The sequence below is a fragment of the Chrysiogenia bacterium genome (genome assembly GCA_020434085.1).
In the GTDB taxonomy this organism is placed as follows: domain Bacteria; phylum JAGRBM01; class JAGRBM01; order JAGRBM01; family JAGRBM01; genus JAGRBM01.
On sequence record JAGRBM010000160.1, the window covers coordinates 1 to 10,117 of the forward strand.

Annotated in this window: 10 protein-coding genes and 1 pseudogene; all 11 read right to left on the minus strand. The window is 62.8% G+C overall.

Annotation, left to right across the window (positions count from 1 at the left end; all coding sequences use genetic code 11):
• Nucleotides 1-127: 127 nt before the first annotated feature.
• The 11 genes and pseudogenes from KDH09_05375 to KDH09_05425 all read right to left on the minus strand — a co-directional run bounded on the left by KDH09_05375 (nt 128) and on the right by KDH09_05425 (nt 10,042).
• A pseudogene (locus KDH09_05375) lies at nt 128-271 on the minus strand (IS3 family transposase).
• 99 nt (nt 272-370) lie between these two features.
• Nucleotides 371-619, minus strand: a complete 249-nt coding sequence (locus KDH09_05380) for a hypothetical protein (GenBank protein ID MCB0219107.1) — start codon at nt 617-619, stop codon at nt 371-373.
• Complete coding sequence (locus KDH09_05385; GenBank protein ID MCB0219108.1) at nt 616-1,563, minus strand: RHS repeat-associated core domain-containing protein; 948 nt, start codon at nt 1,561-1,563, stop codon at nt 616-618. The genes KDH09_05380 and KDH09_05385 overlap by 4 nt, the downstream gene beginning before the upstream one ends.
• Nucleotides 1,553-1,879 (minus strand): integration host factor subunit beta, encoded by a 327-nt coding sequence (locus KDH09_05390; GenBank protein MCB0219109.1) that lies wholly within the window; start codon nt 1,877-1,879, stop codon nt 1,553-1,555. Before KDH09_05390 ends, KDH09_05385 begins: the two co-directional genes overlap by 11 nt.
• 209 nt (nt 1,880-2,088) lie before the next feature.
• The gene (locus KDH09_05395; GenBank protein MCB0219110.1) at nt 2,089-4,092 is read right to left on the minus strand and encodes an OmpA family protein; all 2,004 of its coding nucleotides are present in this window, start codon (nt 4,090-4,092) and stop codon (nt 2,089-2,091) included.
• A gap of 257 nt (nt 4,093-4,349) precedes the next feature.
• Complete coding sequence (locus KDH09_05400) at nt 4,350-5,612, minus strand: molybdopterin molybdotransferase MoeA (GenBank protein MCB0219111.1); 1,263 nt, start codon at nt 5,610-5,612, stop codon at nt 4,350-4,352.
• Between the two features lie 33 nt (nt 5,613-5,645).
• Nucleotides 5,646-6,863 (minus strand): ArsA family ATPase, encoded by a 1,218-nt coding sequence (locus KDH09_05405; protein ID MCB0219112.1) that lies wholly within the window; start codon nt 6,861-6,863, stop codon nt 5,646-5,648.
• Nucleotides 6,864-6,866: 3 nt separating this feature from the next.
• Entirely contained in the window at nt 6,867-7,859 is a 993-nt protein-coding gene (locus KDH09_05410; GenBank protein MCB0219113.1) for an ArsA family ATPase, read from the minus strand.
• Between the two features lie 197 nt (nt 7,860-8,056).
• Complete coding sequence (locus tag KDH09_05415; GenBank protein MCB0219114.1) at nt 8,057-8,797, minus strand: RNA pseudouridine synthase; 741 nt, start codon at nt 8,795-8,797, stop codon at nt 8,057-8,059.
• Entirely contained in the window at nt 8,794-9,342 is a 549-nt protein-coding gene (locus KDH09_05420) for a hypothetical protein (protein ID MCB0219115.1), read from the minus strand. Before KDH09_05420 ends, KDH09_05415 begins: the two co-directional genes overlap by 4 nt.
• Before the next feature lie 82 nt (nt 9,343-9,424).
• Nucleotides 9,425-10,042, minus strand: coding sequence for a DUF799 family lipoprotein (locus KDH09_05425; GenBank protein ID MCB0219116.1), 618 nt, complete (start codon nt 10,040-10,042; stop codon nt 9,425-9,427).
• Between the last annotated feature and the right edge of the window lie 75 nt (nt 10,043-10,117).

Here is a 10,117-nt window from a genome sequence, read left to right on the forward strand (position 1 = left end):
CGCCGCAATCCCGGAGCGCGCGATCCCCGCATGAGAACAAATATGTGAAGTCAAGACTTTACCCCTTTGCTTCTCCTTTGCCTTCTCCTTGCCCCCTTTGCCCCCTTTGCGCCCTCTTTGCGCCCTCCTCGATCCGGCAGAGCTCGGCGATGCTCTCCTCGCCCTTCAAACCATCCAAGACAATGCGGATCTTCTCCTCGGAGGAGAATCTCCGCCTCGTCTTCCTGCGAATCTCTCGGACCTTTGCTTCTGGATCACTCTTGCTGGGCATGGCTGACTTCCTTTCGTTCCCTCCTGGGAACCGCTGGAAGTACCCCTTAACTCAGGCCTTCATTCTGTCCAATCGACTCTGACACGGAACAGAAAGAGATCATGGATGCTTACGAAGCATGTTCACGCCAACGTAACCGATCGTCATCAAAATTACTGCACCGCCGATTGAAATTACAGATCCTATAACTATAGCCTTGGCACCGGTGTAGTAGTTCCCGCTATTATCCATATATGGCAACCGTTGAGCAATCACTCCATGGCGAACGCCATAGTAAATGGCCCGAATTGCGACGGGGATTGCAACCACATATACAACTGCAAATGCAATATTCCCGATTTGCTTCATTCTGAAGCCCCACTCACTTCATCCACGCTGCAGTTCTTCAGGGAAAGCTGTAAAATCACGTCAGTTGCAGTGGTCACATATCCGCCCAACAGCGCACTGGCCACTGCCGCATCAGGAACCGCCTTCACCAATCCCCCTCCAAAGATACCACCGTACGCTCCCGCAATTGCTGATAGTCCCGCAGATGCAATATCCACTTCTTCTCGCCTACCAAAGACTTTTTCAAGGTTTTGGGACGTGAGATTACCTAATCCAGCAGCGAGTGCACCCGCTCCAATCGAGCCAATTAGGCCAACGCCGCTCCCAGCTGTCGCCCCCGACAACGCACCCACTCCAACCTGAAGCGCCAGCTCCCAACCTCGTGCGCCGGAAGAATACGCCTGCGCACCGGATACAGCAGCACCAATCACTGCACCAATCAAGATAAACGGATTCTTTCCGTCAATATCAATACAATTCACCGGATCATTCCCGCAGTAGGCGTAGATGTTCGGATCCCCGCCGTCGAAGAGGATCGGGTCCTTGCCGGTCCAGCGGCCGGTGAAGGGGTCGTAATCGCGGGCGCCGAAGTGGACGAAGGCGCCGACTTCCATGTCGCCGGCCTGGGTGGGCACGGTGAGGTGGTTCTGCATCCCGCCGGCGAAGCCGAAGGGCTGAAAACCCGGATTGGTGTTCTGCAGGACCCGGCCGAATTCGTCGTAGTCGATGCGCTGGGCAATGGCGCCGGAGGCGACATCGACGACGAGCCGCACGCTGCCCGGGCCTGCCCTGAGCGGCGTCGAAGGGTGGTCGCTGATGATGCGGTAGGTTCCCAGACGGCCGCCCCACTGATCGTAGGCGATCATGTAGTCGGGCACGTGGGCGCCGCCCCCCAACGAAAAAGGCGAGTCCATCGGACTCGCCTTCGTGTTTGCTGCTTGGATTGCGCCGGAATTACTCGGCATTTTCCGAGTAGGAGGCGCCTTCGGCGGCGGGGGCGGCGTCGATCTCGTTCACGCGTTCTTTCAGCTCTTTGCCGACCTTGAAGAACGGCAGGCGCTTGGGCGGAACGTGGATGGCCTCGCCCGTCTTGGGGTTGCGACCGGTGTACGCATCGTAATAGCGGTTCTCGAAGCTTCCGAAACCACGGATCTCAATGCGCTCCCCGCTCTTCAGCGCGTCGATCATCTGCTCGAAGATCGCGTTGACGATCTTCTCCGCCTTGATGAGCGGGAGTTTCTGACGTTCAGCCAGAGCCTGGATGAGCTCAGACTTGTTCATCGGCCCTCCGGGACATGTTGAAGGGTTGAGGTTCAAGGTCCCAATTCCGAATATCCTCTTTAATTATCAGCCCTTGCGTACTTTGTCAAGGATTTCAGGGGGTTACGAGAGCTCGCTCCCTGACGAAAATACCAATGATTTCAATGAGTTAAAGAAAAACCCCGCAGCGGGCAAGCCGCTGCGGGGTTTTTGTCAATCGTTTCAGAGGGTTAGGGCGCCTGCTCGGGCGTGCCCTGCTTGAGGATCACGAACTCCACGCGGCGGTTGCGGGCCTGCTTTTCCTTCGTGTCGTCGGGGAATACCAGCGGCACTTCCTCGCCGTAGCCCACGGCGGTCAGGCGGCTGGCTTCCACGCCCTGCTGGATGAGGAACTGGCGAACCGATGCGGCGCGGCGCTCGGAGAGCTTCTTGTTGTAGGCGTCGTTGCCGCGCGAATCGCTGTGGCCGCCGATCTCGACAAGCTGCAGGTGCGGGTTCTCCTTGAGCACGTCGGCAATTTCGACCAGCACGGGGAAGGACTGTTCGAGAACGGTGGCCTTGCCCGTGGTGAAGAAGATCTTCTGGGAGATCTCGATGCGGTTGTCCTTGATCTCAACGAACTTCTTCTTCTTGATCTCGGGCTTCTTCTTGAGCACGAAGTCGTGGACCAGGATCTGCGCGGGCTGCAGCGTGAAGCTGTGCGCTTCGGGGAAGTAGCCCGGCGCGCTGGCCTCGGCGCGATGCTCGCCGGCGGGAAGCTCCATCACGAACTGGCCGACGCCCTCTTCGGTCGTGCGGGAGTTTTCGGTGCCGAACATGGTGACCTTCGCGGCAAGGAACTGGCCGTCGATGGACTGGACCGTGCCGCGGTAGGTGCCGATGGCGGCTTCCTCAACCTCTGGCACGAGGTAGAAATCCTGGGTGATTGTCTGGCCGGCCACCACGACGGGCGCCGCCGAACGGGGGATGTAGCCCTCACGCTCGACGCGCAGCTCGACCGGACCGGCAGGCAGTTCGAACGTGGTGTAGGCGCCCGAGTCCTTGTTCGTCACGATCGTGCTCAGGTCGCGGTCGGGGAAAGAGACAAATGCCTTTCCAATCGGCAGGTTCGAGTTGGCGTCGTAGACGATGCCGGTGACCTTGCCGGTGGTGGAAACCGCCACGGCGCGCTCTTCGGGAACGATGAGCGGCGGCGGAGGCGGCGGCGGCTTGGGCACGAATACGTAACTGGCCCCCATGATCAGGTTCCAGTCGGGAAGTACGGAGACGGTGGGGCGCGCGGCCTGCGCCAGCGCGATCTCCACACCCAGCGACACATTGACCGCGGGCGTGGGACGAATGCGCACGCCGGGAATCAGGCTCATCGGGGAATCGAAGATGCCCAGCCCCGGCGGCAGCGTGGTCTGCGCGTTCATGTTCCACTCAAGGAAGGGCGTGAACACGCGGTGCGAATACTCCGCGCCAAGGCGAAAGCGGATCTGGTTGTAGGTGCTTTCCCCCAGGGCGAAGCGCAGGATCGTATTGGAGTCACTGACCCCCAGCCCCGGGATGAAGCCCTCCGTGGCGGACGTGTTGTTGTAGAACAGCCCGATATTGGCATGCAGCTTGACCGGGACCCAGTCGTCGTCGTGGGCCTGGAAGTCCACGGTGAACAGGCCGTCCAGCGCCAGGCTCGTCTGCCCGAAGTCGGGACCGATGGCGTCGACCTTCGAGGGGATCGAGAACCCCAGCCCGACGCCGTAAGAATAGAGTTCCTTGTCGTCCTCGGCCGTGCGCGCGCGCGTGAGTTTCATGTAGAGACTCAGCGAAGAGACCTGCAGCAGGCTGTTCGTATCGGTCAGAATGCTGCCGTCGTTCTTGAACTTCACCGCGGCGGCACGCCAGCCCAGCGAGATTTCCGTCTGGAAGGGCTGCTCGAATGCTTCAAATGCGTAGGGATGCCACGAACCCGCCAGGTCGGCGGCCAGGCGGCTGGTACTTGTATTGGGGAAGGTAAAACCGTCGGCGGTAAAGAACTCGCCGTGCAAACTCAGGGTAATCGAGCCCTCGGGCAGGGCTTCGGCCGAGAGCGTGCGGAACAGGCCGATCGAGCCGTTGAGGCTGGGCACGGCGGGGCGACGCACACCCTCTTGTGCGTGGGCCGTCGTGGCGAGCACGCTCAGCAACGCTACTACCAGTGCAATGATGCAACTGGCCGCGCCCCGGCGCCCCTGAAGTTCCCGATTGATGCCCATTCTGACTCGTAAAAAAGGCGGCGTTCGATAGAAGTCCCCGGATGCGAAACCCCTCGCATACGAGGTCAGGAACATGCCCGCAGACGGCTGCCGCCTGGAGGGGACGTTCCGGCCTGAAACTTCACGAAAACCTAGCCTAGGTTCCCGAAAACGCTATCAGATGGACAGGCTGCAGCCAAATGAACAGATGTAAAGATCAATACTTTCAGTAACTTGGAGGGCCCAGCCGGACGGGTCAGTCCCCTGCCGGGAAGCGCCTATGCCCCCAGGAAGCGTCGCGCCCCGGCCGCATCGAGCTCCAGCGCTTCGGGGTCAAGCACCAGCACCCGGACGGGCTCGCCATCGACCGGGGTCTCACGCCCCTCGGGCACCACAATCAGGGCATTGCCCTGCGCCAGCGGCTTGACCGCTCCCGAGCTCTGGAGCCCGCTGGAGCTCACTTCCCACTGGCCGTCCGCCCCCCGTGAAAGCAGGGCGCGCAGGAAAAAGGTGTGGCTGGATCTTGTTCGAACCTCACCGCGAAGGCGCGCCTCCACTACCGGGCGGAACAGGCACTGATGCCCCAGCATCGTTTTCAGGGCCGGACGGACGTAGACCTCGAAGGACACGGCCGCCGAAACCGGGTTCCCCGGCAGCCCGAAGACGGGGCGGTGGTCCCAGTAGCCAAAGGCCAGCGGCGCGCCCGGGCGCTGGCGGATTTTCCAGAACTTCTGCTCGTAGCCCAGCTCTTCGAGCGCAGGCTTTACAAAGTCGTGGGGCCCCACGGAGACACCCGCCGTGGAAACCAGCACGTCGGCGCCGGCGGCGCTTCTTAGCGCGGCGACGATCGCTTCCTTGTCGTCGGGAACGAGCGGAAGCAGCATCGGCTCACCGCCGGCCTCCACCACCTGCGCGGCTGCCGTATAGGCGTTGGAGTCGACGGTCTTCCATCCCTCGGTGTCGCCGTCAATTCCGACGAGCTCATCGCCGCTCGAGAGAATCGCCACGCGCGGGCGGCGTCGCACCTGTACGACCGAGCGTCCGAGCAGCGCAAGCAGTCCGAGCTGGCGCGGCCCCAGCACGCAGCCGGGCTCCAGCACGCCCTCCCCGGGCTTTACGTCCTCGCCTGCGCGGCGGATGTTCGCGCCTGCTACCTCGGCGCTGAACACGCGGAGCGCTGTCTCACTCTCGCGCTCGGTGTTTTCCTGGATGACCACCGCGTCGGCGCCTTCGGGCACCGGCGCGCCCGTCGTAATGCGAACGGCCTCGCCCTGCCCCACCGCTCGCTCTGGAAGCATCCCGGCCAGCACTTCGCCGACAACCTTGAGGGTCGCCGGGCTCTCTTTGGACGCGCCCGCAAGATCGGCGGCGCGCACGGCGTAGCCGTCCATGGCCGAACAATCGCGCGGCGGCAGCGTGCGCGAGGACGCAATGGGCTCGGCCAGCACGCGGCCCGCGGCATCGAGCAACTGCACGCGCTCGGTGCCCATGGCGGGCAGGTCCTTGAGAATGATGTCGAGTGCTTTGTGAGCCGGGCGCATGGCGGGTTCCTTCCGGCCGGGTCGCGACGGGAATCAGGCGGGCGCGGATCCGTTGCCGTCAAAGAGATGGCCGCTGATCTGGCGCAGTCCCGACATGTCGTGGATGTCGTCGCGGAGATAGGGCACACGCTGCATGAACTGATCGCCCTTGAGCAGGTAGCGAAGGCGCTCGAGATTCTTCTCGTCGATTTCGGCAAGCACCTGATAGTTGCGGAAATTGCGAAGGAGGCCCGGCAGCGCTGCGTTCCACAGGCTCTGCGCATCCAGCCCGCTGGCCAGCGCGGCGTGCAGCTCATCGGGCTTGATCTTCTTGCCCACCAGTTCGGCGAGTTTCTCATGTCCGGCCGGCAGATTGCCGTCCTCGTCCTTGAGGTGATCGAGGTGGACCTTGTTGACGACGATGCCTTCGAATGGCATTCCGAACTCGATGAGTTTCTCGTGCAGATAAACCGCCTCGTCGATGGTGAGCCGATTGGGCGAGGTTACCAGCACGAAGCCCAGGCGCTCTTCACGGAAGAGCTTGTAGACACGCTCGGCGCGGGACTTGAAGCCCGGATACAGCCCGTTCATGGCCGTGAAGAACTCTGCCCCGGCCTCCATGAACTCGGGCGAGAAAGCGGAATTGAGCGCCTTCATGAAGCCCGCCGTGCCCATGCGCACCAGGCGCGCGCCAAAGGTGTCCTTCTGAATCGTCGGACGGATCATCACCTTGAGCAGCTTGTTGTCGGTCAGGAAGTTCACCATGCGCTCGGGCGCGGTCAGAAAGTCCAGTGCGTGTTTGGCCGGCGGCGTGTCGAGCACGACCAGGTCGTACTTGCCCGACTCATAGAGCTCATAGAGCTTTTCCATCGCCATGTATTCGGGCGAGCCGATGATGCTCTCGATGCCCTGCTTGTAGATGGCGGAGTTGAAGATGCGCTGGGCGTGTTCTTCGCTGGTGGTGTGCTGGCGCACAATGTCTTCAAGGGTCTGCCCGGCATTGAGCATCAGCGCAGAGAGCTCGCCCGTGACGGGCACACCCAGCTCGCTCAGGCGCTCGGGGTCGACGCGCTTGGGCTGGTTGGTCAGTCCGTCGAGGCCCAGCGAATCGGCCAGTCGCATGGCCGGGTCGATGGTCAGCACCACGGCCTTCTTGCCCATGGCGGCCGCGCGCAGCGCGAGTACGGCGCTGGTCGTTGTCTTGCCCACACCGCCAGAGCCGATGCAGATGATCACTTCCTTGCGGCGTACGAGTCCTTCGAGCGTCAGCATGCCTTACTCCTGTGCCATTCCCTTGGTGATGGTATCGGCAATGCCGTCGATGGTGTTCAGGTCGAAATTCTTCGAATAGATGAACGGAATCCTCATGAAACGCATCGGGTGTTCAAGAAGGCGCGCGATCTGCCGGCGGTTGATGTCCGAGCGCTCGCTCTGGAATGCGGCCGTCTCCAGCAGCGACTCCACTGCGCCGGCATCACCGAGGGCGGCGGCGAGTTTCTCGCTCCCCGCCTCGTCGGCTTTGAGCTTTTCAAGCCCCTCGCGCTCGCTCTCCACGCCTTCGATTTCACCAAAAAGCGAGGGCTGAATCGCGTTGATGAAGATGTAGCCCAGCGGAATATCCAGGGCAGCCTTGGCGTTGCGCAGCAGGTCCAGCGTCTCGTTCACGGGCATTTCTTCGGCCAGGGTGACCACATTGAAGCAGGTCTTGTCGGGATCGATGATGGAATCGATCACCTTCTTGGCATCGCGCGCAAAGAACCCGGCCTTCAGAATGTCCACGAAGAGCTGGGAGATTTCCAGATAGAACAGCGAATGCCCGGTCGTCGGGCCGTCAAAGATGATCTGGTCGTAGCGGGGCCTGCCCGAAGAGCTGCGCGCCTGCTCCAGACACATGATCCGGTACATGATCATGAATTCCTTGACGCCCGGGAAGAAGTGCAGCGTGTTGCGCACGAAGGGGAAGCGGAAGGCCGCGTTGTAGATCATCTCCAGCCGTACTTTCTGGAGGACGCAGTCCTTCATGCAGCTATCGGCGTCGAGATTGGCGGCGTGGATGTTCGGAAACACCTCGCGCGGCTCAAAGCCCACGTCCGGGGTGTTGAAGATTTCGGTAATGCGCGCCTTGGAGTCCGAGCGGGTAGCCGCCTCGACAATGAGTACGCGCTTGCCCGCGCGCGCCGACATCCTTGCCAGCGCCGCACAGATCGTGCTTTTTCCCACACCTCCCTTGCCGGAGATGATCAGTATTCTTTTATCGAGCAAATTCATGTGGTTCTTGAGATGTCCTGAGACCCGGAGAGTATAGGTAGGCCCCTCCGGCGAGTAAACCCGGCACATTGCCGGGAGTTCCCCAGGGGCCCAGGCGGCATCGGCAGCCGTGACGCTCCTCAACGCCCCGCGCCATCTCAGCGTGCACGTGCTCGTGCACCTGCACGTGCACGATTTGGAGCCCGGCTGTTACCCCATCACCGGGGCTTCAGCTTTGCCAACACCTCGTAGGCCCGATCGAAGGACGCCGGCGCGGGGCATTCGACCTGCAGGTCATCAACCCCGGCGACGCCCTGCACACGCAGCAGCCGCGCATGCAGATACAGCCGCTCCTCGCAGCCCTCGGGCAATTCGCGCGGGTTCTCCCCCTCCAGATTCCCGTAGAGCGGGTCACCCACCACTGCATGACCCGCCGCCTCGGCATGGGCGCGGATCTGGTGGCGCACGCCGGTCTCGATACAGATGCGCGCGCGTGTAACAGCCGCGCTTCGCACAAGCGGCGTGATCCGCGTGAGCGCCGGGCGAATCCCGCGCAGCCCCTTGGCCTTTCCCGGCGCGCTAATCACTTTCACCCGCGGCGAGCGGCGCCCGCGCATTCCGATCTCCCAGTCCAGGGTGAGCGCCCCGGGCAGTCCGCCCCAGAGCAGCGCTTCGTAGTCTTTTTCGACGGCACCGGGCTGGGAAAAAGCCGCGCGCAGGGCGGCGTAGGTCTGCGCATTTCGCGCGACGAGCAGCACGCCCGATGTAGCGGTGTCGAGCCGGTGGACCTGCCCGGCCGGGCGCGGTCCCTCACCCAGCTCACAGACTTCGGGGAATCTCTCGCGCAGCCATGCCACCAGCTCCGAGGGCTCGCCGCGCGCATGATCGACGCTGGGCACGCCCGCGGGCTTGTCCACCACCAGGACATCTTCGCGTTCAAGCAGGATGGAAAAGCTCACTGGTTGCCCGGGATTCCCGCACGCGGCGGGAGCGTATCGAAGACGCGGGCGACAAGCCGCGCCGCAAGGCGCTCGAACTCATCCTCACCGCCGGCGCGAAAACTTTCCTGGGGATGGCCCTGACGAGTCTCGCGACTCAGGCTCTCGCTGTGTTCATCCACGCGCCAGAGCTCCGTGCCGTCGGCCGCCACCAGCCGAAAACCCGCCGCCACGGTGTAGTCGCTTGCATAAATGCGCGCGCGGTAGTCCCAGCGCAGCACCGTGATGTGGAGCAACGCATCGACGCCGAGCTGCGCCGCCAGCGCTGCCGGATCGCCTGCGGGCTCGGTCTCGCCGAGCGCAGCCTTCACCTCCAGTTCGCGCAACACCTCGTAGCCCGCAGCTTCCAGCAGCAGCGCGCTCTGTTCGGCCAGCTCCTCGCCGCCGGCCCCATCGCCCACGTTGCTACGGGGCGCAAGCACGGCGATCTTCTTCGGCGCATGGGCGGAATATTCCGGAGACAGATGCGCGCCGACCTGCGCGCAGGCCTGAAGCAGCGCCAGCATCGGCAGGATGCAAAGGACTGATCGGATGGAATGCTGAGAGTTCACGAGTGCCAGTCTAGCGCCCGAGTCGGGCGCCGCGCCACTAGCGGTTGGGCAGCTTGCCCAGCGCCTGGTCGATGGCCTGCACGGCGAAGGGCTCGTAGCTCATCAGCAGGAACTTCGCTGTCGAAGCAGCAGCCGCTTCGTGGTCGTCCCACTTATTGAGCTCAACGTATTTGACGCCGTCTTCCTGGAGCAGCCAGAGCTGGCCGCCGTCCTGCCCGCTGAGGACTTCGTAGCTGCCGGCCACGCTGATTTCGTTGTAGACGTAGAGGGTGCGCTTGCCCCACTCGGCGACCGTGGCATAGAGCAGGCCGTCGCACTCGAGCTCCTTGGCAAGCTCCAGCGGATCGGCGGCCATGATCTGTCCGCCTTCATCGGGGTTGATGTCGAAGTTCTCGATCAGAATCTTGTCGACAAAGTCGCGCGGGGGAACGCGGTAGCCCTTGGCCGGAAGCTTTTCTTCAAGCAGCCGGCGGAAAACCGCGGGGGCCTCACCGTCGGTCGATTCATTCTGCACCGGAAGCACTGCCATGCAGGAGGGCTTGAGCTGTTCCCACTCGGGCGCAAGAACCGCCTTCTTCCCGCCGCAGGCAGACGTGGTTGCAACAATGGCAAGCAGGGCGACGGACGCCCGGAAACGATGAATTGCGTGGCTCATGGCTTTCCCCCGGTGTCCCCGCAAGCCGTCCCCGGACGGCTCGCACCGATCGCTACATATATCCAGCCCGCGGGC

What these genes read in the sequence shown, in the direction of transcription:
- KDH09_05425 (MCB0219116.1), bottom strand. Translation starts at nt 10,042, where the DNA reads ATGAGCCACGCAATTCATCGTTTCCGGGCGTCCGTCGCCCTGCTTGCC.
- KDH09_05400 (MCB0219111.1), bottom strand. Translation starts at nt 5,612, where the DNA reads ATGCGCCCGGCTCACAAAGCACTCGACATCATTCTCAAGGACCTGCCC.
- KDH09_05395 (MCB0219110.1), bottom strand. Translation starts at nt 4,092, where the DNA reads ATGGGCATCAATCGGGAACTTCAGGGGCGCCGGGGCGCGGCCAGTTGC.
- KDH09_05390 (MCB0219109.1), bottom strand. Translation starts at nt 1,879, where the DNA reads ATGAACAAGTCTGAGCTCATCCAGGCTCTGGCTGAACGTCAGAAACTC.
- KDH09_05405 (MCB0219112.1), bottom strand. Translation starts at nt 6,863, where the DNA reads ATGCTGACGCTCGAAGGACTCGTACGCCGCAAGGAAGTGATCATCTGC.
- KDH09_05380 (MCB0219107.1), bottom strand. Translation starts at nt 619, where the DNA reads ATGAAGCAAATCGGGAATATTGCATTTGCAGTTGTATATGTGGTTGCA.
- KDH09_05385 (MCB0219108.1), bottom strand. Translation starts at nt 1,563, where the DNA reads ATGCCGAGTAATTCCGGCGCAATCCAAGCAGCAAACACGAAGGCGAGT.
- KDH09_05420 (MCB0219115.1), bottom strand. Translation starts at nt 9,342, where the DNA reads ATGCTGGCGCTGCTTCAGGCCTGCGCGCAGGTCGGCGCGCATCTGTCT.
- KDH09_05410 (MCB0219113.1), bottom strand. Translation starts at nt 7,859, where the DNA reads ATGAATTTGCTCGATAAAAGAATACTGATCATCTCCGGCAAGGGAGGT.